Source organism: Pantoea sp. GL120224-02 (assembly GCF_900215395.1).
GTDB classification, from domain to species: domain Bacteria; phylum Pseudomonadota; class Gammaproteobacteria; order Enterobacterales; family Enterobacteriaceae; genus Pantoea; species Pantoea communis.
The window spans coordinates 162,621-185,308 of record NZ_OBEC01000001.1 but is presented as its reverse complement, the minus strand read 5'-3'; the positions used below and the strand labels follow the sequence as shown (position 1 = coordinate 185,308).

Sequence of the window (22,688 nt, the reverse complement as noted above, 5' to 3'; positions counted from 1 at the left end):
TTTATCGACCCTCTGTTGTGGAGCCTGTCGTGCTAACTGCTTGCTGGCACTATTTGCGTGCCTTTGTGATTATCTATGCCGCGCTCTATGCCGGAAACGGTATTGCAGCCCTGCTGCCGTTTACCATTCCGGGCAGCATTATCGGCATGCTGCTGCTGTTTACCTTGCTGGCGCTGCAAATCCTGCCGGTCGGTTGGGTGAAACCGGGCTGTCATTTGCTGATACGTTATATGGCGCTGCTGTTTGTCCCGATCAGTGTCGGCGTGATGGGTTATACCGATATCCTGAGCGCGCAGTTTGGACCGATTGTCGTCTCCTGCGTGGTAAGTACCTTTATGGTGCTGTTAATCGTTGGCCTGAGCGCCGAACGTTTGCAGCGCCCGAAGGAGCATCCTCATGACTGACGCCTGGTGGTCACTGCCGCTCACCGTGGTGGCGTATCTGCTGGCGCGTAAGCTGGCAGCCAAAATCAATATCTCGATCATCAATCCGCTGTTGGTGGCGATGGCGATTGTGATTCCGATCCTGCTGCTAACCCATATCCCTTATACCCGCTATTTTGCCGGCAGCACCTTCCTTAATCAGCTGCTGCAACCTGCGGTGGTCGCGCTCGCATTGCCGCTGTATGAGCAGATGCATCAGATTCGCGCGCGCTGGAAAACCATCATCAGCGTCTGTTTTATTGGCAGCATCACCGCGATGGTCTCCGGCACCGCTATTGCGCTATGGATGGGAGCTACGCCAGAAATTGCCGCGACGATTATGCCGAAATCCGTCACCACGCCGATTGCCATGGCAGTATCCGGTTCGCTGCACGGTATTCCCGCCATCAGCGCCATCTGTGTGTTGATTGCCGGCGTGCTCGGCGCAGTGTTCGGCCATATGCTGCTGAATCTGTTTAAGGTGCACAGCAAGTCTTCACGCGGCCTGGCGATTGGCAACGCATCGCATGCCTTAGGCACGGCGCGCGCGGCAGAGATCGATTATCAGGAAGGAGCATTTAGCTCTTTGGCATTAGTGATTTGCGGCATTATCACATCGCTGCTGGCCCCCTTCCTTTTCCCGCTGCTGATGCACTGGTTGGGCTAAAACTTGCGAGAGATCTCGCAAAGTTGAAACAACTCAATCAGCTTACATTGTCATAGCGACACAGATCACATATAACCCCATAGGCGGCGCATCGCCGCTAACGCGTTAATGAGGTCATCACATCATGCATCCACGATTTACTGCTGCTTTCTCCGCCCTGCCCGCTAACTTGCAAACTGCGATTCATCCCTTGCTGGATGCAGCTGATTTTGACGGCGTACTGCGCCCGCAAGACGTGGCGCGCCTGAAGCAGGAAACGGGGCTGGATGATGATGCCCTGGCGCTGGCACTGCTGCCGATTGCCGCCTGCTGTGCGGTGGCACCGGTGTCTCACTTCAATGTGGGTGCGATTTCACGCGGAGTGAGTGGTCACTGGTATTTCGGTGCCAACATGGAATTCGAACATGCGCCGCTGCAGCAAACCGTGCATGCGGAGCAGAGCGCCATTACTCATGCCTGGCTGCACGGCGAAGAGAAACTGGATGCCATCACCGTCAATTACACGCCTTGCGGCCACTGCCGTCAGTTTATGAACGAGCTTAACAGCGGCACGGCGATCCGCATCAGTCTGCCAGGTCGTGCAGTGAGTACATTGGGCGATTATCTGCCGGATGCGTTTGGCCCCGCCGATCTGAATATCACGGAACGTCTGCTGACACCGATTCATCACGGCTTCGCTGCGCAAGGTGATGCATTACAGCAAGCGGCGATTGAGGCGGCGAACAACAGTCATGCCCCCTACAGTCACAGCTACAGTGGTGTGGCCCTGCGCAGCCAGAGCGGTAACCTCTTCACCGGTCGCTATGCAGAAAACGCCGCTTTCAATCCAAGTTTGCCGCCATTGCAGGCAGCGCTGATTATGATGAACATGCGTAATGAAGCGCTGGATACGATTAAACAGGCAGTATTAGTCGAATGTGAAGGTAGTACGTTAAGCCAGCGCGATGCCACGCGCGCTACGCTGGCGGCACTGGGCTGTGAAGATTTCTCACTTACTTTAGTTTCGAAAACATCAGTTTAGTGATCCTTTCATCGCTTTTGTGACTTTCTATTAACAAAAGCTGTACATCCGCAAGAATCCTCATAGGATCGGGCGCCAGAACTACTTCACAAGAAACAGGTCTGGCGTTACCTTTTCCCGGTGACACGTCAGAAAACACTGCAACCGGAGCAAAGACTGCATGGAACTCGACTACGAAAGTAAACGTCCGCTGTATATTCCTTACGCGGGTCCGATTCTGCTGGAATTTCCGCTGCTGAACAAAGGCAGCGCCTTCACCCTGGAAGAACGCAACGAATTTAACCTCAATGGCCTGTTACCCGAAGCCGTTGAAACCATCGAAGAGCAGGCCGAGCGTGCCTGGCGTCAGTTCCTGGATTTCAAAAACAATAACGACAAGCACGTCTATCTGCGCAACATTCAGGACACCAACGAAACGCTGTTCTACCGCCTGCTGGATAATCATCTGGAAGAGATGATGCCGATTATTTATACCCCAACCGTCGGCGCGGCCTGTGAACACTTCTCTGAAATTTATCGTCGTGCGCGCGGTGTTTTCATCTCGTATAACAATCGCGATCGCATTGAAGACATGCTGCAAAACGCCACTAAGCAGAACGTGAAAGTGATCGTGGTGACCGATGGCGAGCGTATTCTCGGCCTCGGCGACCTCGGCATCGGCGGTATGGGTATCCCAATCGGTAAGCTGTCGCTGTACACCGCGTGTGGCGGGATCAGCCCGGCGTATACCCTGCCCGTGGTGCTGGATGTCGGTACCAACAATCAGCAGTTGCTGAATGACCCGCTGTATATGGGCTGGCGCCATCCGCGTATCACCGGCGAAGAGTACGAAGCCTTCGTTGATGAATTTATCCAGGCAGTGAAACGCCGCTGGCCAAATGTGCTGCTGCAGTTTGAAGACTTTGCACAAAAGAACGCTATGCCGCTGCTGGAGCGTTATCGCGATGAGGTGTGCTGCTTTAACGATGACATTCAGGGCACTGCCGCCGTTACCGTTGGCACCCTGATCGCCGCCAGCCGTGCCGCAGGCAGCCGTCTGTGCGAGCAGAAAGTGGTGTTCCTCGGCGCCGGTTCCGCCGGTTGTGGTATCGCTGAGCAGATCATCGCGCAGATGAAGTCCGAAGGCCTGAGCGACGACGAAGCACGTTCCCGCGTGATGATGGTCGATCGCTTTGGTCTGTTGACCGACAAACTGCCTAATTTGCTCGATTTCCAGGGCAAACTGGTGCAGAAGAGTGAAAACATGAAGGACTGGGATGTGACCAGCGATTCTATTTCACTGCTGGATGTGGTGCGCAACGCGAAGCCAGACATTCTGATTGGTGTGTCAGGTCAGCCGGGTCTGTTCACCGAAGAGATCATCCGCGAGATGCACAAGCACACTAAGCGTCCGATCGTGATGCCGCTGTCAAACCCAACCTCACGCGTTGAAGCCACCCCTGCGGATATCATCTCCTGGACCGACGGTGAAGCGCTGGTCGCGACTGGCAGCCCATTTGCACCGGTGACCTGGAAGGGTAAAACCTACCCGATTGCCCAGTGCAACAACTCCTATATCTTCCCAGGTATTGGTTTGGGTGTGATTGCCGCCGGTGCTACCCGCATCACCGATTCGATGCTGATGACCGCCAGCCGCGCCCTGGCTGACTGCTCACCGCTGGTGAACGATGGCGAAGGCCCGGTGCTGCCAGAATTGAAACACATTCAGGGCGTTTCGAAGCTGATCGCTATGGAAGTGGGTAAAGCAGCGCAGTTGGCTGGCGTGGCCGTTGTGACCTCAGAAGACGTGCTGTCAAAAGCCGTTAACAACAACTTCTGGCTGCCGCAGTATCGTCATTATCGCCGCACGTCTATCTAAGCAGGCAGCGCAGCCGGTAAATTCAGTACCGGCTGCGCTTAAAATATCGCCAGCCAACCGGCGTAAACTTGCTTAGCGCCCCCACCTCAAGTAGCCTTTAGCCATCCTTTTTTCCGCCAACCGAGTGCTTACGCGCATGATTAAACGCGTTTTCTTTGGTCTGTTTTTCATCATCTTATTGATGGTGGCGACCGCGCTCGGCCTGGATCGCTGGATCAGCTGGAAAACTGCCCCGTTTATTTATGAAGATGTCACCTCGCTACCGCATCGTCAGGTCGGGGTGGTCTTAGGCACCGCCAAGTATTACCGCACCGGCGTGATCAATCAGTATTACCTTTATCGCATTCAAGGTGCGCTAAACGCGTATAACAGCGGCAAGGTGAATTATCTGCTGCTGAGTGGTGACAACGCGCTGCAAAGTTATAACGAACCGATGACCATGCGCCGCGATTTGATCAAAGCCGGTGTCGATCCTGCCGATATCGTGCTCGACTATGCCGGATTCCGTACGCTGGACTCGATTGTACGCACCCGCAAAGTGTTCGACACCAATGATTTCATCATCATCACACAACGCTTCCACTGTGAGCGCGCGCTGTATATCGCCCAACATCTGGGAATTCAGGCGCAGTGTTATGCGGTTCCGTCTCCGAAAAATATGCTGTCGGTGCGTTTCCGCGAGGTTGGTGCTCGTTTAGGCGCATTAGCCGATTTGTATCTGATGAAACGTGAACCTCGTTTCCTCGGCCCGCTGGTGCCGATTCCGGCGGTGCATGAAGTGCCGGAAGATGCACAGAGTTATCCGGCGGTGACGCCAGAGCAGTTGCTGGATTTGGAAGAGAAGCTGCAGAAGTAACGCTACCTGAAAATATTGCGTTGATGCCATCTGGTGTCGCTTGGTTGTTGTGGTGACGCTATCTGGTGCTGCTTCAGTTTACTGTTATAACGCTGTCGGGTATCGCCTCAGGTTACTGTTATAACGCTGTCTGGTGTCGCTTTAGGTTACTGTTATAACGCTGTCTGGTGTCGCTTTGGGGGCTGGCGGTCCTCGCGCCGCTGACGCGGTGCCTTCACGCCGTTCGTCTGCCTTACGGAACGGCGGGGATGGCACATCCATGTGCCGCCCCGCCTTCCGCCCGCATCCCTGCGGGCTATCCTGGCATCCTCACTCTGTTCAGCGCTGCGAAAAGCCTGCCCCCAAAGCGGCACCAGCCTGCTATTGAGCTTAATTGCGTGCTGTTAAAAAAGAGCACACAGCGTCAGACCATAGCCGAATAGCTGTAAGGCTGTGCTCGGATGCCGTGCATTTGGTATCAAGACAGGCACAACGATGTTGCTTCCGCTTTTTTCCACCACAAAAGCCATCTGCAAAAAGTACAATATCCGTTCAGAAAACGGGCTCGATGTTTGAAGCCATGTCCCTTCACCGCTGAAAGAAGTATTCGCAGAAGCCGCATATTTTTGAAAAAACGGGCACAACGTTTGAGGCCAAAGCACCTCTGCTGATGCAAGGGCTATCCGCAGCGCTGAGGCTTTTACGTTGGGCCAGGAGATCCACGCAGGGATGCGTGGATCAGTTCGGGGCCGACCAGGGATGGTCGATCCCCGAACGTTCCGTCGGCACGACGTGTAAGCCGAGGGCACCGCGTCAGCGGCGCGAGGACTGCCCGGCAGCAGCAGAGGGGCTTTGAGCCCACACCGCACCCGCCCTTCGCCCTTCGCCCTTCGCCCTTCGCAGTTTGCACAAATAAAAAAGGCCACCATTTATAAAATGGCAGCCTTTTGCAGTGATGTGTTGCTGTGTGTCAGTCTTATTTTTTACGTGCGTACTTCAGTGAATCCAGGGCTACAGCGAAGATGATAATGCCGCCCTTGATAATGTACTGCCAGTAAGGGTTCACGCCGATGTAGGTCAAACCGTAGTTGATAACGGTGAAGATGATCACACCGGTCACCACGCCCGCAACTGTACCCACACCACCCGCAAATGACACGCCGCCGACCACACAGGCCGCAATCGCATCCAGCTCATACATAAAGCCGAGGTTGTTGGTGGCACTGCCGATGCGGCCCGCTTCCAGCATCCCGCCGAAGGCGTAGAACACACCTGACAGCGCATACACCAGAATCAGGTTCAGCGGCACGTTAACGCCTGAAACACGAGCGGCTTCCGGGTTACCGCCGATGGCAAAGATGTTCTTACCGAAGCGCGTTTTATTCCACAGAATCCACACGAAAATAATGGCAATGAACGCGTAGAAGGTAATGAACGACAGCTTGAAATCACCGAAACGGAAGAAGCCCTGAGCAAAGGTCGAGAAGCCCGCGTCAAAACCGGCCACCGGTGATGCGCCAACAAAGTCGTAATACAGCGAGTTAATGCCGTAAACGATAATCATGGTGCCCAACGTGGTGATAAATGGCGTCACTTTCAGATAAGCGATGATTACGCCGTTCACCAGGCCAATCACACCACCGATAATGCACACGGTCAGGATAACCAGTGGAATCGGTACGGTATCCAGGTGTGGGAACACCTTATTGGCGTTATCCATGGATTGCAGCAAGGTCGCCGCAACCACCGCGGCCAGACCAACCTGGCGCCCGGCTGACAGGTCAGTACCCTGCGTCACGATCAATCCGGCCACGCCCAGTGCAATAATAATACGCACTGAAGATTGGGTCAGAATGTTACTCAGGTTCATCAAACTTAAAAACGTCGGGTCCTGGAAAATAATAATTGCCAGCAGTACCAACAGGACAACGTAAATGCCGCCCTCTTTTAACCAGGTTAGCGCATTCTTTTTAGTAGTCGCTTTCATGTTAAAGCCCTTGCTTCATTAAAGGTGTAATGACGCTAAACGCAGGATTTCATTCTGCGAGGTCGTTTTGGTCTCGACAATGCCCGCTACCAGGCCATTACTCATCACTAAAATACGATCGGTAATTCCCAGCAATTCTGGCATTTCAGAAGAGATAATAATGATGCCCTTCTCTTTCTTCGCCAACTCAGAAATTAACTGATAAATTTCGAACTTAGCACCAACGTCAATACCGCGCGTCGGTTCATCCAGCATCAGAATTTCCGGCTGGGTTAATAACCAGCGACCAATAATAACCTTCTGCTGGTTACCACCGGAAAGCGAACCAATTTGCGTATGATGACCTGGCGTTTTCACGCGCATTGAATCAATCACCCACTGGGTATCACTCTTCATGCGCTTATTATCAAGCAAGCCCATGCTGGATTTGTATTTTTTAATATTGGAAATAAGCGAGTTAAAACCAATATCCAGATAAGCATAAATCCCGGTTGAACGACGCTCTTCCGTTACCAGCGCAAAGCCGTGGTTAATCGCTTCATTGGCACTGTGGTTATTAATCGCTTTACCGTGCAGCTTAATGGTACCGCCTGACTTCTCGCGAATACCAAATAAAGTCTCAACGATGTCAGTACGTTTAGCGCCCACCAATCCGGCGATGCCTAAAATCTCACCTTTGCGCAGGTCGAAGGAAATATCGCGAATCGACGGCTGACGCAGCGAGGTTAAATGACGCACCTCAAGAATAGTTTCGCCCGGCACGTTGGTCTTATCCGGGAAACGCTGGTTCAGTGAACGACCGACCATCATGGCGATGATCTTGTCCATATCCAGCCCTTCCAGCGGCTGGGTGGCAATCCACTGTCCATCACGCAAAATCGTAATCTCATCACACAGTTGGAAAATCTCTTCCATCTTGTGTGAGATATACACAATACCGCAGCCACGATCTTTCAGCTTACGGATAATAGTGAACAAGTGATTCACTTCTTTTTCGGTCAGCGACGATGTTGGCTCATCCATGATGACGATTTTCGCGTCATAGGAAAATGCCTTGGCAATTTCAATCATCTGCATTTGCGAAACAGACAGATTAGCCACTTTATCGCGTGGATCGATATCAATATCTAATTCGTCAAAGATCGCTTTGGTATCGCGATACATTTTATCCTGATCAACAAACACGCCTTTACGTGGATAGCGGCCAAGCCACATGTTATCCATCACGTTGCGTTGTAAAACCAGGTTTAATTCCTGATGCACCATTGAAACGCCATTCTCCAGCGCTTCTTTGGAACTTTTATAATCAATTTCTTCACCCTGAAACAGGATGCTCCCCGTATCCTTTTTATAAATACCAAACAGGCATTTTAATAATGTGGATTTTCCGGCGCCGTTTTCGCCCATTAAGGCATGGACGGAGTGCGGCCGCACTTTCAAATTCACATTATCTAAGGCTTTCACCCCTGGAAATGATTTCGAGACATTCGTCATCTCCAGCAGATATTCACGCTGTGCGGTCGGATTCTCACTGGCCATAATTTACCTGGCTAAATAAAACGTGGGTCAGATGCAATAAGGCGCGGCGTGCTGCCGCGCCCGGTACGTATTACTTCACAAACTGAGACAGGTTTTCTTTATCGACTGGTACGTAAGGAACACGTACGATTTTGTTTTCCATCTTGAAGTTAGTACCGGCGGTTGGCTCTTTGCCATCGGCCAGGTTCTTCGCGATATCAATGGTGGCTTTCGCCTGGTTTTCCGCATCGTTCAGCACGGTACCGGCCATCGCACCGGATTTCACCAGTGCCAGCGCTTCTGGCAGCGCATCCACACCAAACACAGGAATGCTGGTTTTGTTGTGCGCTTTCAGGGCTTCTACTGCGCCCATTGCCATCGCATCATTGTTCGCGATGATCACTTCAATTTTGTTGCCGTTCGGGCCAGACAGCCAGGCGTCAACTTTGTCTTTTGCCTGTGCGGTGTCCCACATCGCGGTATCCATCGCCAGCTGCTGAGTTTTGAAACCATCGGTGTTCAGGGTTTCGATCACGTATTTGGTACGTGCTTCAGCATCCGGGTGGCCCGGCTCACCTTTCAGCAGAGCAAACTGAATCTGACCATCTTTGTTCAGATCCCAGGCTGGGGTGGCTTTCCAGTGCTTCTCAATCAGTTTGGCCTGGATGATGCCTGACTCTTTAGAGTCGGTACCCACGTAGTAGGCTTTCGGGTAGCTGGCCAGCACTTTGGCATTCGGCTCTTTGTTGAAGAACACCACTGGCACATCATTCGCTTTCGCTTTGTCGATCACCACTGCCGCAGCAGCAGGGTCAACCAGGTTGATTGCCAGCGCTTTCACGCCTTTGGCCATCAGTACGTCAATCTGGTCGTTCTGGGTGGACTGGCTGTTCTGCGAGTCATTCATCAGCAGTTGGATGCCGCCCAGTTTTTTGGCTTCGCTGTCGATGTCCTTGCGAACCATAGACATAAAGTTGTCGTCGTATTTATAAATTGTCACGCCAATGCGGGTATCGGCGGCGTGCGCAGTTGCACCAAACATCATGCTGGCAACCAGTGCTGTGAGCGTGAAAACCTTCTTATTCATGGTATCTCCGGTTTTTTATGTAGGGCATATCATCGCGCTGTGCTGCCTGCGGGCAACCAGCGCAGTCGGTTCAAACTCATTTATGGGGCGGACGCGTAACGCAAAGCCGGGCCACCATCGCTATCCTGACTTCCCTGTACGTAAACGCTTCCTGAAGAGTGTTGTGAACTATTTCAATCGGCTACTGAAACCTGACCGGAGAAGGAGAACCCGGCGTTACATGATGTTTCAGTCCGGTAAGACGCTGCCATCATAGTGAGCGCCATGTTAATTAACTGTGAATGTAATCACAGATTGGAAACGGTTACACAGCGCTATCGCCCGAATTAGTGACCGACTCCACAATTTGCCGCTGAGCAACGGAATGGCGGCGTACCAGGGTCGGCATAAAGCAGTGTGTGGCGTCGGGATCGAGTTCGCCCGCTGCGCCTTTTAAGGCCAACTCCGTGGCCAATTTAGCCATAGAAACAATAGGATATCGCACAGTCGTGAGTTGCGGATCGGTGTAACGTGAGATGGGAATATCATCAAAGCCGATGACGGAGAAGTGCTGTGGCACCTGAATGCCATTATCTTTCAATGCGGTCAGCGCCCCAGCGGCCATACCGTCGCAGTAGGAGAAGATGCCGGTTAGATGCAGGTTACGGCCCAGTAACTCCACCATCGCCGCTTCCCCACCCTGCATGTCCGGTTCGCCATGGGCAATCCAGGACTCCTGGGGGCGAATCCCCTGCTCTGACAAGGCCTGCAGCCAGCCTTCACGCCGTTGCGTCACATCTTCAATCGGGTGGCTGGAGCTGAGATAACCAATGCGTTGATGTCCCTGTTGTAACAACATGCGCGTTGCCATCAGAGATCCCGTTACATTATCCAGGCAAACGCAACGATGTTCGTACCCGGGAATAGTCCGGTTAATCAGCACCATACCGGGAACCTGATCCATAAACTGAGTTAGTTCAGCGTCTGAAAGCGTTTTCGCGTGGACCACTAAAGCGTTACATCGTTGACGGATCAGCACTTCAATCGCATGACGTTCTTTCTCTTCCTGATGCCATGAATTGCTGATTAACACGTGTTTGTGCACGCGCTGCGCCACGGTATCTACCGCTTTTACTAACGCGCCAAAGAAGGGATCGGATACGTCCATCACCACCACGCCAATAGTGTCACTGACCTGGGTGGCCAGTGCCTGCGCGTTGGCGTTCGGGCGATAACCCAGTGATTCCGCCGCCTGGAGTACGGCTTCACGGGTATCAGGGGTGACTGCACTGCTGTTATTGAGCACACGCGACACGGTGGCTACTGATACACCGGCCTGACGGGCGACATCTCGAATCGTTATCATGCAGCTGTTCCACAGAGGAGAAAATGCGCGACAAGCGCGTAACGGCGCTATTTTGTCAGGGCATTTTATTCAGCTGCGTGAATCACGTCACACAGATGAAAACGGTTACATACAAATCTGCAACCTTTGTGATGAACATCATTATCTGATGCGGGAGGAAGGTTCCGTTTTGCCGGCGGCGAGACGTGTCAGTTTGCGCCAGATCCACTCCATTGGGCCCTGCGGGAAAAAGCGCAGCCAGAGTACAGAAAACAGGATGTTAACCAACCAGATAGCCGGGACCAGTGCCAGCAGATGCAGGCGATCAAACTTGAGGAACAGATTGAAGCGATAGAACAGCGTGGTGCAGATCAGCGTCTGTAACAGGTAGTTGCTGAGTGCCATGCGGCCAACGCATTGCAGCGCATAACTGAAACGTGTGGCACCGATTTGCGGCCAGAAGCCAAAACAGAGCGCCGCATAGCCGAGACTGATAAACGGGCTGGCGAGATCGCGCGGCACCTGCAGTAAGAAGCCGCTCCAGCGAAACTCCCAGTCCAGTAACCATTGCGCCACAATGCCGGGAATGGCTATCAGCCAGCCGATCGTCAGCAGCAGCGCGGCCGAGCGACGATAGTGCTGCACGCTGAACTCGCCTTTCAGCCAGCCGCTGCGCATCAACGCCGCGCCAATCAGCATCAATCCCGCCAGCTGCCAGCCGTACTGCGCGGCCAGCGCCATCAAGCCGGATGAAAGATGGTCGAGGCGGTTCTGAATCGCTTCCCAGCCGCCGACCAGTTTCCAGTAGCTTTCATACTCGATATCGGCAGCACCCGGCAGCCACGAACGGCCCGGTTCCGGGCTGGAAATGCCCCAAAATACCAGCAGTACGCCGCAACCGATCAGGTAAAGCAACACGCCAGTTTGCAGCAGAGCTTTGTCCGAAGGCACTTCACGCAGCATCCGCCAGATAATCAGCCCGGTCAGACCGTAATCCAGCAGGATATCCCCTTCCCAGAAGAAGATGCTGTGAATAAAACCCAGCAGCACCAGCAACGTCAGGCGCGCCGACATCCAGCGACTGCCACGCGGGATCTGCAGACACAGGCCACCACCGAACAACAGCGCAAACAGCGTGAGGAATTTCAGTTGCGCCAGGCCATCCATGATCGCCCAGGTCCAGGCATCGGAAAGCGAGATAGTGCCCTGCCACGCCGGATTGAGATAGGCAGCCGATGGCAAGCCAAAACCCACGATATTGAGCAGCAGAATGCCGAGAATGGCGCAACCACGAATGAAATCCAGCGCAAGATAGCGTTGCATCGAGTGACCTGACGGAGAGAGAAAACGGGCGGCAATAAGCCGCCCAAAGGATTAGCTGTGACGCACCGCGCGTAAGAACTCCTGGCGCGTATTCTGGCTGGACTTGAACAGGCCACCCAGTGATGTGGTGGTGGTGGCGCTGGTGGCATCTTTCACGCCACGCGCTTTCACGCAGTAGTGCACCGCATCAATCGACACCGCCACGTTGTTGGTGCCAAGCAAAGTTTGCAGCGCCACCAGCACTTGCTGGGTTAAGCGCTCTTGCACCTGTGGACGCTGGGCAAAGAACTGCACGATGCGGTTGATCTTCGACAGACCAATCACCTTCTCTTTCGGGATATAAGCGACGGTGGCTTTACCGTCGATAATCACGAAGTGGTGCTCACAGGTGCTGGTCAGGGTGATATCACGCACGGTGACCATCTCATCCACCTTCATCTTGTTTTCGATGACGGTGATTTTCGGGAAGTTGGCGTAATCGAGGCCTGAGAAGATCTCGTCCACGTACATCTTGGCGATGCGATGTGGCGTCTCCATCAGGCTGTCATCTTCCAGATCCAGATTCAGCAGCTGCATGATTTGGGTCATATGACCGGCGATTTCACGCTTGCGGGTTTCGTCATCCATCTCGCGCACCGGGGCGCGTAACGGCGTTTCCAGGCCACGCGCCAGCAGCGCTTCGTGAACCAGGGCGGCTTCCTGACTTAAGGTGCTCATCGTACTCTTTCTCCGGCAGGTGATGCGCCCGCAGATCGTCGCCTGCGGGGGAAATTCTGAGCGCGTATTGTGAAACACAACGCGCGCGTAATCCAGCAATCAATCCAATCGGAGATGAAAGCTTTTCATGGTGCCGAACGGCGTAACACCAGTAAGCCCGCCAGAATCAGTGCACCACCCGCTACCCACAAGGCAGGATCGAGGCGGTGCCACAGCAAACTGGAGATCCATGACAGCAACGGCCCGCCCAACTGACCGACTGCGTAGCCGGTGGTCAGCAGACCGGCCAGATAGCGCGCGTGATGCGGCGCCAGCTCGCGACCGTATTGCAGTGTCAGCTGCACCACACATAAGAATCCGCCGCCAACTAACAGCGCGCTAATCAACAGCCCATCCAGCCCTGGCAGGACAATGGCGGAGATCACGCCCAAAGCCTGCGCCCAGAGCACCACTGCCAGCCGCAGATGGCTGCTGCCCCAGCGCCGCGTCAAAATGCCGAGCACAATGCCGATCACCGCTGCGCAGCCAAACACCGGCCAGACAAACTGCGCCAGCGCACTGTCCGGGAAACGCGCGGCGGTCATCTGCGATAAGAAGGTTGCGGGCAGAATATAACCAAAACCGGCGAGACTGTAGCTCAGTACCAGGCGTTTCAGGTTACCGTTGAGCACCAGCGGCGCAGGCGCCTGATCGGGACGATGTAACTGTCCCGTGCGCGGTAAAAAACGCGCAATGGCGGCGATGAACAGCAGCGCCAGCAAACCATAAGCCGCCCAGCCCAGTGCCGCGCTGGCCCCGCTGGCATGCAGCGCCACCGCCAGCATTCCGCTGATGAAAATCCCGGTGCCGGGTCCGGCAAACACCGCCGCCGACAAGCCTGGCCGTCCATGATGCAGCAGTTGCTCATTACTCCAAGCAGCGATTAGCACCATGGCCCAACCGCTGGCACCGCCAATCACAAAGCGGATCAAACCGTGCAGCCACGGCCCGCTGACGCAGGCAGACAGCAGCGTCAGAATCACCGCGCCCCACACGCCAGCCTGCAGCCGCCATTCGACACGCTTATGCGCGCGCATGGCATCAAAGGAGCCACACAGATAACCAAGATAGTTGAGCGCCGCCACCAGACTGGCGCTGGTCAGCGTTAACTGATGGTCCTGAATCATCAATGGCACCTGCGGGGTGAAAGCAAATCGCCCAATCCCCATCGCAACCACTAAACTTAAAAACGCGCTCAGCGCGACACGAAACGCCATTCCCACTCCCGTTCAGATTCTTTTAGCACTTGTTATTAGCATGCATGACGATTACACTCACGAAAAGTGAATAATATTAACCAAGTTGTTTACGGAAAGAGAATATGGATTTAGTACAACTCCGCATGTTCTGTTCTGTGGCCGAAACCGGTTCGCTGGCGCGCGCCGCGGAGCTATTGCATCGCGTGCCCTCCAATCTCACCACTCGTCTGCGTCAGTTGGAAGAAGAGATTGGCGTGGATCTGTTTATCCGTGAGAAGCAGCGTATTCGATTGTCGCCGATGGGCCACAATTTCCTCAATTATGCGCAGCGCATCCTCAGCCTGAGCGATGAGGCGCTGAATATGGCCCGTGCCGGAGAACCGGGCGGGAACTTTGCCTTTGGTTCGATGGAGAGCACCGCCGCGACCCGTCTTCCTGGTCTGCTGGCGGCTTATCATCAACGATTTCCCAATGTGGCGCTATCGCTGGTGACGGGCACCTCGGGCGATATCATCGATAAAGTGCGCGCCGGTACGCTGGCGGCCGCGCTGGTGGATGGCCCAGCCACCCATGATGATCTCAACGGCTGCATCGCCTTTCGCGAGGAGATGGTGCTGATCACCAGTCTCGATCACGACCCGATTACCAGCGCCCGCGACACGCAGCATGACACGCTGTTTGCCTTTGGTAACAGCTGTTCGTATCGCACCAAACTGGAATCCTGGTATCGCGAAAGCCAGACCTCACCGAAAAGCGTGATGGAGATTCAGTCTTACCACGCGATGGTGGCGTGTGTGGCAGGCGGTGCGGGCGTGGCAATGATTCCGGCGTCGGTCCTGACGCAGATGCCCGGCCGCGCGCGCGTGCAGGAGCATGCATTGCCACCCGCTTATCGCGATACCGCCACCTGGCTGATGTGGCGCCGCGATGCCTTCACACCCAACGTGGAAGCGCTGAAGTATTTGATTATTGAAATGTTTGACGACCGCCCACTTAACGATGAGTTGCTGCATCCGCTGCAAACCGCTGAGTGAGTTTTTAATTTTAAGTAAATCACGACATCTGAAGAAGAGGGATTGCATGAACATGATTAAAACCCGCGCTGCCGTTGCCTGGGCAGCGGGCGAACCGCTGAAAATTGAAGAAGTGGATCTAATGCCACCGCAGAAAGGTGAAGTGTTAGTGCGCATCGTCGCCACCGGGGTGTGCCACACCGATGCTTACACCCTGTCCGGTAAAGATCCGGAAGGCGTGTTCCCGGCGATCCTCGGTCACGAAGGCGGCGGCGTGGTGGAAGCGGTGGGCGAAGGCGTCACCAGCGTGGCGGTCGGCGACCACGTAATCCCGCTTTATACCCCAGAGTGCGGTAAATGTAAGTTCTGTCTGTCAGGCAAAACTAACCTGTGTCAGGCGATTCGCTCCACCCAGGGTAAAGGCCTGATGCCAGATGGCACCACCCGCTTCTTTAAAGACGGCAAGCCAATTTTCCACTACATGGGGACTTCAACGTTCTCTGAGTACACCGTGGTGCCGGAAATTTCACTGGCGGTGATCAGCAAAGAAGCGCCACTGGAAGAAGTGTGCCTGCTGGGCTGCGGCGTGACCACCGGCATGGGCGCCGTGATGAATACCGCCAAAGTCCAAGAAGGCGATACGGTGGCGATCTTCGGCCTCGGCGGCATTGGTTTGTCGGCGATCATCGGTGCGAAAATGGCGAAAGCCGGTCGCATCATCGGTATCGACCTGAACACCAGCAAATTCGACCTGGCGCGCAAACTGGGTGCGACCGATCTGATCAACCCGAAAGATTACGATAAGCCAATTCAGGATGTGATCGTTGAGCTGACCGACGGCGGTGTAGACTTCTCCTTTGAGTGCATCGGTAACGTGAACGTGATGCGTTCCGCGCTGGAGTGCTGCCACAAGGGCTGGGGCGAGTCAGTGATTATCGGCGTAGCCGGTGCAGGTGAAGAAATTTCCACGCGTCCGTTCCAGTTAGTGACCGGTCGTGTATGGCGCGGTTCGGCGTTTGGTGGCGTGAAAGGCCGTACCCAGCTGCCGGGCATCGTGCAGGATTATCTGGACGGTAAGTTCGCGCTGAACGATTTCATCACGCACACCATGCCACTGGAAGAGATTAACGAAGCCTTTGATCTGATGCACGAAGGGAAATCCATTCGTTCGGTTGTGCATTTTAACAAGTAAAAAGGAGGCGTTATGGCATCCACTCTGGAACTGCTGGAAGAACATCGTATCTTCGGCGGCTGGCAGCAGCGCTGGCGTCATCAGTCGGCGGTGCTGAACTGCCCGATGACCTTCAGCATTTTCCTGCCGCCACCGCAGGATGACACACCGCCGCCGGTGGTATGGTTTCTCGCCGGACTGACCTGTACGGACGAGAACTTCACCACCAAAGCCGGTGCGCAGCGTGTTGCCGCTGAGCTGGGCCTGGTGCTGATTATGCCGGACACCAGCCCGCGCGGTGACGAAGTGGCCAACGACAGCGGTTACGATCTCGGTCAGGGCGCAGGTTTTTACCTCAACGCCACGCAGCAGCCCTGGGCGGCGCACTATCGTATGTTCGATTATCTCAGTGAGGAGTTGCCGGCCCTGGTGGCGGACAACTTCAAAGTGAGCGATCGTCAGTCGGTAATGGGTCATTCGATGGGCGGCCATGGCGCGCTGGTATTGGCGTTGCGTCAGGGTGGACGTTTTGCTTCGGCATCTGCGTTCGCTCCAATCGTCAATCCAACCGAAGTGCCGTGGGGACAAAAAGCCTTCACCGCCTATCTGGGTGAAGATCGCCAGACCTGGCGCGAGTGGGACAGTTGCCTGCTGATGCGTGAAGTGGAACAGCGCTTACCGATTCTGATCGATCAGGGTGATAGCGATCAGTTCCTCGCCGATCAGCTGCGTCCGGATCGCCTCGAAGCGGTAGCGCGTGAGCAAGGTTTTCCGCTGGAGCTGCGCGTGCAGCCGGGCTATGACCACAGCTACTTCTTTATCGCCAGCTTTGTCGAGGACCATCTACGGTTCCACGCGAAGCATCTGTTGGTGTAGTTCACGTCAGTTGATGTGGAGACAGTAAGGGCGCACCAGGTGCGCCCTTTTTTGGCTATGGCTGACTGTGATTGGCTAAAAGCCGCACCAACATTCATCCTCAGCTTCTCTTGATGTTGAGCTTAAGCGTCTTTTGCGAGGTTTAAGCCAGCGATTCCGCCACCAGCCCATCGATCATCACCTGCGGCATGCCCTGCGAGCAGTGTTCAATACGCCCGCGCACACCATACACCTGCGCCAATGTGTCCGGCGTGATCACCTGTGACGGCTCGCCGTCAGCCAGCAAGGTGCCCTCTTTCAGCATCAACGCATGATCGGCATGACGCAGTGCAATGTTGATATCATGCACCACCACTAGCGTGACGATATTGCGCAGGCGGGTTTCGCGACGTACTAAATCCATTACGTGGAACTGGTAATTGAGATCGAGCGCACTCAGCGGTTCATCCAGCAGCAGCAGTTCCGGACGGCGAATCAGCGATTGCGCCAGACCCACCAGCTGTTTCTGCCCACCCGATAACTGGTCCAGATAACGCATCGCTAAGTGGGCAATGCCCAGCTGTTCCAGCAGATGCATAATCTCGGCTTCACTTGATGCGCTGTGTAAGCCACCGGACGCACGTTGCGCCACGATGATTGACTCCAGCACATGCAGATGCACGCCTGCCGGCAAACTTTGCGGCAGATACACCACACGCTGGGCACGACGGGCAAACGGCTGTGACATCAGCTCTTCGCCATTCAACCACAGTTCGCCCTGCCCTTTGCTCAGGCCCGCCAGTGCGCGCAGCAAGGTAGACTTACCGCAGCCGTTAGGTCCAAGTAGTACGGTGATTTTGCCGCGTGGCAGCATCGGCACGTTGAGATCTTCAATGACTTTACGCTTCGGATAACCGGCGTAGAAATGGCTGAGACCTAATCCCTGTTCCATTACACCGTCCCCCGATGACGCAGAATAATACTCAGGAAGAATGGCACGCCAACCAGTGAAGTGACGATACCCACTGGAATGATCACGCCTGGAATCAGGTTCTTCGACGCTACCGAGGCCAGTGACAGCACCAGTGCACCGACCAACGCACTGGCCGGCAGATAGTAGCGGTGATCTTCACCAAACATCATGCGAGCGATGTGCGGTGCCACCAGACCAATAAAGCCAATCGGCCCGACAAAAGCCACCGCCAGCGCGGAGAGAATACTGATGCGCAGTAGCGTCGCCAGACGCAAACGGCGCACATCAATGCCGAAACTCACCGCACGATCTTCACCCAGGCGCAGCGCGGTCAGTTTCCAGCTGCTTAGCATCGAGAACGGGATCAGGATGGCGAAAGCCGCCGTGAGCACACCGAGTTTTTCCCACGAAGCACGCGCCAGGCTGCCCATGGTCCAGAACACCAGGCCCTGCAAGGTATCTTCACTGGCGATAAACTGCATCATCGAGACCAGCGCGTTGAAGGTGAACACCAGCGCGATGCCGAACAGCACCACGCCTGAAGTGGACACTTTGGTCCAGCGCGTCACGCCATCCAGCATCAGTGCGGCAAACAGCGCAAACACAAAGGCGTTCGCCGAGATAAACCACTGGTCTGGCACACCGGGAATACCGATGCCGAGAATAATTGCCAGCGCCGCGCCGAAAGCGGCCGCTGAAGAGACGCCGAGCGTAAACGGACTCGCCAACGGGTTATTAAGGATAGTTTGCATCTCAGCTCCCGCCAGACCCAGCGAAAAGCCGACGACGACAGCCATCAACGCATAAGGTAAGCGGATATCCCAGACGATCACGCGCGTGCCCGCATCCACCGCATCAGGATGGGTGAGCGTTTGCCACAGGGTGTCGAGGGAGAGCCCAGCCGGGCCAAGCGTGAAATCAAGAATCACTGACGCCAGTATTGCCAGCACCAGTACGCCAATCAGCATCAGGCGCTGACGTAACACCTGACGATAACGCGTCATGGTATCGGCTTCGCGGTTATTTTCCGCCAGCAGCGCGGAATCCGTGGTCTGCATTGTTCTACCTGTTTCTTATCGAAATCATAACGGCAGCCACAATAGTGCAGGTGATAATAATTATCAATTATATCTGTATGACAAAGCCCAAAACGTTGTAACACGGTTCATCTTTGCCAAAAAAAACGCCGCTAGTCAAAGGTAGCGGCGTTATGTCACCCACGTTTAACGCATTACTCTTTAAACGTCGGGAATTCCATTTCGCTGTACTTCACGAAGCGCGAGCCACGTGCCAGCTTGTAACCGAGCCAAATCAGCAGGAACAGCGGAATGCCGATGTAGGTCGCCGCCACGCCATACCAGTCAATACGATCCGCCAGAAACGCCTGGTAGTTCTGACCCAGTGTAATAATCAGGCACAGCACGAAGGCGAAAATCGGACCGAGCGGAAAGAAGCCGGAACGGTATGGCAGAGCCGCTAAATCATGCCCTTGCGCCACGTAGCCGCGACGGAAGCGATAGTGGCTAATCGCAATACCCAGCCAGGCGATAAAGCCGGTCATGCCTGAGGTATTCAGCAACCACAGATAGACTTCCTGGTTGCCGAACTTCGAGCTCAGGAAGCACAAACCCGCTACCACGGTGGTGGCAATCAGGGCATTACGCGGCACACCGCCTTTCGACAGTTTGGCAAAAATACGTGGGGCTTTGCCTTCCTGCGCCAGGTTGAACAGCATGCGCGTTGAAGCGTACATGCCTGAGTTACCCGCTGACAGCACCGCCGTCAGGATCACCGCGTTCATCACTGCCGCTGCCGACAGTAATCCGGCATTCTGGAACACCAGCGTGAACGGGCTGATGGCGATATCGGTGACATCGTTATGCAGCAGTTTCGGATCGGTGTACGGCAGAATCAGGCTGATGATCAGAATCGCAAAGATATAGAACAGCAGAATACGCCAGAACACCTGACGCACGGCGCGTGGAATATTTTTCCCGGGATCCTGTGATTCACCGGCTGCGATGCCGATCAACTCTGTACCCTGGAACGAGAAGCCGACAATCATCGCCACGCCAATCATCGCGGCAAAACCGCCGGCAAAAGGTGCGTCGCCCACGGTCCAGTTATGCCAGCCGGCGTTTTCTGCACCGCGCATAATGCCGACGATCATCAGCACACCCACCACGATAAAGATGATGACGGTGGCAACTTTGATCAGCGAGAACCAGTATTCCGCTTCGCCGAAGCCTTTGACGGAAATGTAGTTAAGCAGGAACATCAGACCAAGGAACAGCGCGCTCCAGATCCAGCCCGGCGTATCCGGGAACCAGTAGTTCATCACCAGTTGCGAGGCGACGAGATCAACGGCGATGGTGACCGCCCAGTTGTACCAGTAGTTCCAGCCGAGCGCGAAGCCGAAGCCTTCTTCAACGTATTTAGAGCCGTAGGTGGCGAAGGAGCCAGAAACCGGCATAAACGCCGCCAGTTCGCCGAGGCTGGTCATCAGGAAGTAAACCATCAGGCCAATCAGCGCGTAAGAGAGTAATGCGCCACCGGGACCTGCCTGAGAAATGGTGGCACCCGAGGCGACAAACAGGCCGGTACCGATGGAACCGCCGATGGCGATCATGGTGAGATGGCGCGCTTTTAATTCACGGCGCAGCCCAGGTTGTTGTGTTGTTTTTGAGTCATTATGCATGTGTAAACGCTATGCTGGATAAAAATAAGGCGCGATTGTAGCAGCTAACCCCAGGCTGTATAGCATTCACGTCGGGTTATTAGTTACCTTCATAATCGGCGCGAAATTATTAGCCGTTTACGTTATGACAGCCGCGATTACTCACGGCAATAGGAGAGAAATCGACTTAGCGCTTTCGACAAATGCTTCTGCCGATGATGAATGCGATACAGCGTGCGCGTCAGGCGTGGTAAGGGTACAGCCACTTCCACCAGCGTGCCCGCCTCCAGCAGATCGCTGATCACCCGGCGCGATAAACAGCTGATGCCCATGCCGTGACGCACCGCATGTTTGATTGCTTCAGAATTGCCCAGCTCCATGCCGAGTTGAAACTGCGGCAGGTGAGACAACAGCAGGTAATCAACAATTTCACGCGTGCCCGAACCGCGCTCACGCAGGATCCAGGGGGCGGCCGCCAGTGATGCCAGCGTGATCGGCTGTTGCAGGATCTCAGCATCAGGCGCGGCAAACACCACCAGTTCATCTTCCAGCCATGCTTCGCTAACGATATCCGGCTCGTGACACGGCCCTTCAATCAGGCCGATATCCACACGGAAATCCGCCACTGCGTTAATCGCATCCTGGCTGTTGCCGACGCTCAGTTCGAGCGGCAGCGTGGGGAAGTCACGACGATAGGCGGCGATCATCCCTGGCAGCAGATAGTTGCCGATGGTGCTACTGGCAAACAGACGAATGGCGCCATTATCCTCTTTAAACAGCTGTTCGATCTCGCCGGCCTGTTCCAGCAATCCGACCGCGCGTGGATAGAGCAAACGACCATGCTCGTTCAGGGCCAGTCGTTTGCCGACGCGATCGAACAGTTGTACCCCGAGTTGGTTTTCCAGATCGGCCAGCGCCGCACTCACCGCTGATTGCGACAGGGCCAACACCTGCGAGGCCTGCGTGGTTGAACCGCTTTTCAACACTTCGGTAAAGACTTCAATCTGACGCAGCGTGATATGCATGCGCCCTCCTCACATTGCGTAACGCTTCACAAGATAAGCCACCACCGCTAACCAGACGATCACCGTCAGGAAGAATCCAGCCCAGCTGACAATCTTTTTGCCGCGTGCCCGCTGGACATCAGCCCGTTCTGCACTGCTGATGCGAATTTCACGCGGAAGCAAACGCAGCAGGATGATCACACCCAGCGGGACGATGATGGCATCGTCGAGTAAGCCGATAATGGGAATGAAATCAGGAATGAGATCGATGGGGCTGAGTGCATAGGCGACAATGCCAAATGCCAGCAGCTTAAACCACCAGGGGGTACGCGGATCGCGGCAGGCAAACCACAGCGTGAGCACATCGCGTTTAATTAAGCGTGCCCAGCGGCGCAAGCGCTTCAACATCCCGACTCTTCCTTATTAGTTATACTGGTCAATGGACAATATATTACCAATTTAACTTTTAAACCAGTCGGGTATATGCGCAGGCTAGCAGCCGCCAGGAGATTGTCGGCGGAGTGTGTGTCAGGCTTTCATACCGATCAGTTCTTCCAGTTCTGTGTCACAGGCCGTGAACTCATCGGTAATGGTGCGAATCAACCAGTCCTGATAGCCAAAGTTTTCCCGGCGGGAATAGAGGCATTCAGAGCGGTACAACTTTTTCGGATCGCTGTTATTGACTCCATAACGATAAAAATGGACCAGCGAGTTGTCGCTATCGGGCACGGCGAGCGTGAAGCCGACAGCGCCATGACCATTATAAAAAAGGGTCACTGCATTGGTTTTACCTAAAGTTAATTTATGGATTACGTTAAATTTTTCATGCTGTAAAGCGGTATCCAAAGTACTTCTATAAGCTGTTTTCATGGTTATAGTTAAAAGTTTCTAATTTGTTAAACTATAGTTAACCAGAAAAAAAGCGCACCTGCTAACTTTGGTAGGTGTGTTGATAATTTGGATAAGTGTTTACCCGTGCCGTTTTTCTCCCCACGAGC

21 protein-coding genes are annotated in these 22,688 nt (G+C 54.5%); 8 read left to right on the top strand and 13 right to left on the bottom strand.

Going from position 1 to position 22,688, the window contains the following annotated elements; all coding sequences use genetic code 11:
* Positions 1–29 precede the first annotated feature (29 nt).
* From CRO33_RS00855 to sanA, 5 genes are all read left to right on the top strand, one after another.
* Positions 30–404, top strand: coding sequence for a CidA/LrgA family protein (locus CRO33_RS00855; protein ID WP_097116619.1), 375 nt, complete (start codon positions 30–32; stop codon positions 402–404).
* Positions 397–1,089, top strand: a complete 693-nt coding sequence (locus CRO33_RS00850; protein ID WP_097116618.1) for a CidB/LrgB family autolysis modulator — start codon at positions 397–399, stop codon at positions 1,087–1,089. The genes CRO33_RS00855 and CRO33_RS00850 overlap by 8 nt, the downstream gene beginning before the upstream one ends.
* A 124-nt stretch (positions 1,090–1,213) precedes the next feature.
* Positions 1,214–2,110 (top strand): cytidine deaminase, encoded by an 897-nt coding sequence (cdd, locus tag CRO33_RS00845; protein WP_097116617.1) that lies wholly within the window; start codon positions 1,214–1,216, stop codon positions 2,108–2,110.
* Between the two features lie 160 nt (positions 2,111–2,270).
* Positions 2,271–3,968: an NAD-dependent malic enzyme gene (locus tag CRO33_RS00840; RefSeq protein ID WP_097116616.1), complete on the top strand. Its 1,698-nt coding sequence runs from the start codon at positions 2,271–2,273 to the stop codon at positions 3,966–3,968.
* Between the two features lie 136 nt (positions 3,969–4,104).
* Positions 4,105–4,824: an outer membrane permeability protein SanA gene (sanA, locus tag CRO33_RS00835; protein ID WP_034824903.1), complete on the top strand. Its 720-nt coding sequence runs from the start codon at positions 4,105–4,107 to the stop codon at positions 4,822–4,824.
* Positions 4,825–5,779: 955 nt separating this feature from the next.
* Here the strand turns inward: sanA and mglC are convergent.
* The 7 genes from mglC to CRO33_RS00795 form a co-directional block, all read right to left on the bottom strand.
* Positions 5,780–6,790 (bottom strand): galactose/methyl galactoside ABC transporter permease MglC, encoded by a 1,011-nt coding sequence (gene mglC / locus CRO33_RS00825; RefSeq protein ID WP_034824905.1) that lies wholly within the window; start codon positions 6,788–6,790, stop codon positions 5,780–5,782.
* An 18-nt stretch (positions 6,791–6,808) separates the two neighbouring features.
* Positions 6,809–8,329, bottom strand: a complete 1,521-nt coding sequence (mglA, locus tag CRO33_RS00820) for a galactose/methyl galactoside ABC transporter ATP-binding protein MglA (protein ID WP_034824907.1) — start codon at positions 8,327–8,329, stop codon at positions 6,809–6,811.
* A 70-nt stretch (positions 8,330–8,399) separates the two neighbouring features.
* Entirely contained in the window at positions 8,400–9,395 is a 996-nt protein-coding gene (gene mglB / locus CRO33_RS00815) for a galactose/glucose ABC transporter substrate-binding protein MglB (RefSeq protein WP_034824919.1), read from the bottom strand.
* Positions 9,396–9,699: 304 nt separating this feature from the next.
* A complete protein-coding gene (gene galS, locus CRO33_RS00810) occupies positions 9,700–10,740 on the bottom strand; it encodes an HTH-type transcriptional regulator GalS (RefSeq protein WP_097116615.1) in 1,041 nt (346 codons plus the stop codon).
* A 141-nt stretch (positions 10,741–10,881) separates the two neighbouring features.
* On the bottom strand, positions 10,882–12,042 hold the full coding sequence (gene yeiB / locus CRO33_RS00805) for a DUF418 domain-containing protein YeiB (RefSeq protein ID WP_097116614.1): 1,161 nt from the start codon (positions 12,040–12,042) through the stop codon (positions 10,882–10,884).
* Positions 12,043–12,093: 51 nt separating this feature from the next.
* Positions 12,094–12,759, bottom strand: a complete 666-nt coding sequence (gene folE, locus CRO33_RS00800) for a GTP cyclohydrolase I FolE (RefSeq protein ID WP_034824925.1) — start codon at positions 12,757–12,759, stop codon at positions 12,094–12,096.
* A gap of 125 nt (positions 12,760–12,884) precedes the next feature.
* On the bottom strand, positions 12,885–14,015 hold the full coding sequence (locus CRO33_RS00795) for a YbfB/YjiJ family MFS transporter (protein WP_097116613.1): 1,131 nt from the start codon (positions 14,013–14,015) through the stop codon (positions 12,885–12,887).
* A gap of 104 nt (positions 14,016–14,119) precedes the next feature.
* Between CRO33_RS00795 and ptrR the strand changes: the two genes are divergently transcribed.
* The 3 genes from ptrR to fghA are packed head-to-tail and all read left to right on the top strand — an operon-like array spanning position 14,120 to position 17,057.
* Complete coding sequence (gene ptrR, locus CRO33_RS00790) at positions 14,120–15,031, top strand: putrescine utilization regulator PtrR (protein WP_038645851.1); 912 nt, start codon at positions 14,120–14,122, stop codon at positions 15,029–15,031.
* 46 nt (positions 15,032–15,077) lie between these two features.
* A complete protein-coding gene (locus CRO33_RS00785) occupies positions 15,078–16,202 on the top strand; it encodes an S-(hydroxymethyl)glutathione dehydrogenase/class III alcohol dehydrogenase (RefSeq protein WP_097116612.1) in 1,125 nt (374 codons plus the stop codon).
* A 12-nt stretch (positions 16,203–16,214) separates the two neighbouring features.
* Positions 16,215–17,057 (top strand): S-formylglutathione hydrolase, encoded by an 843-nt coding sequence (gene fghA / locus CRO33_RS00780; protein WP_058962266.1) that lies wholly within the window; start codon positions 16,215–16,217, stop codon positions 17,055–17,057.
* Between the two features lie 142 nt (positions 17,058–17,199).
* Here the strand turns inward: fghA and CRO33_RS00775 are convergent, their stop codons facing one another.
* The 6 genes from CRO33_RS00775 to CRO33_RS00750 all read right to left on the bottom strand — a co-directional run bounded on the left by CRO33_RS00775 (position 17,200) and on the right by CRO33_RS00750 (position 22,536).
* Positions 17,200–17,988 (bottom strand): ABC transporter ATP-binding protein, encoded by a 789-nt coding sequence (locus CRO33_RS00775; RefSeq protein ID WP_097116611.1) that lies wholly within the window; start codon positions 17,986–17,988, stop codon positions 17,200–17,202.
* Complete coding sequence (locus tag CRO33_RS00770; RefSeq protein WP_034824944.1) at positions 17,988–19,067, bottom strand: FecCD family ABC transporter permease; 1,080 nt, start codon at positions 19,065–19,067, stop codon at positions 17,988–17,990. Before CRO33_RS00770 ends, CRO33_RS00775 begins: the two co-directional genes overlap by 1 nt.
* A gap of 173 nt (positions 19,068–19,240) precedes the next feature.
* The gene (locus CRO33_RS00765; protein ID WP_097116610.1) at positions 19,241–20,707 is read right to left on the bottom strand and encodes an amino acid permease; all 1,467 of its coding nucleotides are present in this window, start codon (positions 20,705–20,707) and stop codon (positions 19,241–19,243) included.
* 137 nt (positions 20,708–20,844) lie between these two features.
* Complete coding sequence (gene yieE, locus CRO33_RS00760; RefSeq protein ID WP_034824948.1) at positions 20,845–21,711, bottom strand: DNA-binding transcriptional regulator YeiE; 867 nt, start codon at positions 21,709–21,711, stop codon at positions 20,845–20,847.
* Between the two features lie 9 nt (positions 21,712–21,720).
* Entirely contained in the window at positions 21,721–22,098 is a 378-nt protein-coding gene (locus CRO33_RS00755; protein WP_034824950.1) for a YkvA family protein, read from the bottom strand.
* A gap of 120 nt (positions 22,099–22,218) precedes the next feature.
* Positions 22,219–22,536, bottom strand: a complete 318-nt coding sequence (locus tag CRO33_RS00750; RefSeq protein ID WP_058962262.1) for a hypothetical protein — start codon at positions 22,534–22,536, stop codon at positions 22,219–22,221.
* Positions 22,537–22,688 lie beyond the last annotated feature (152 nt).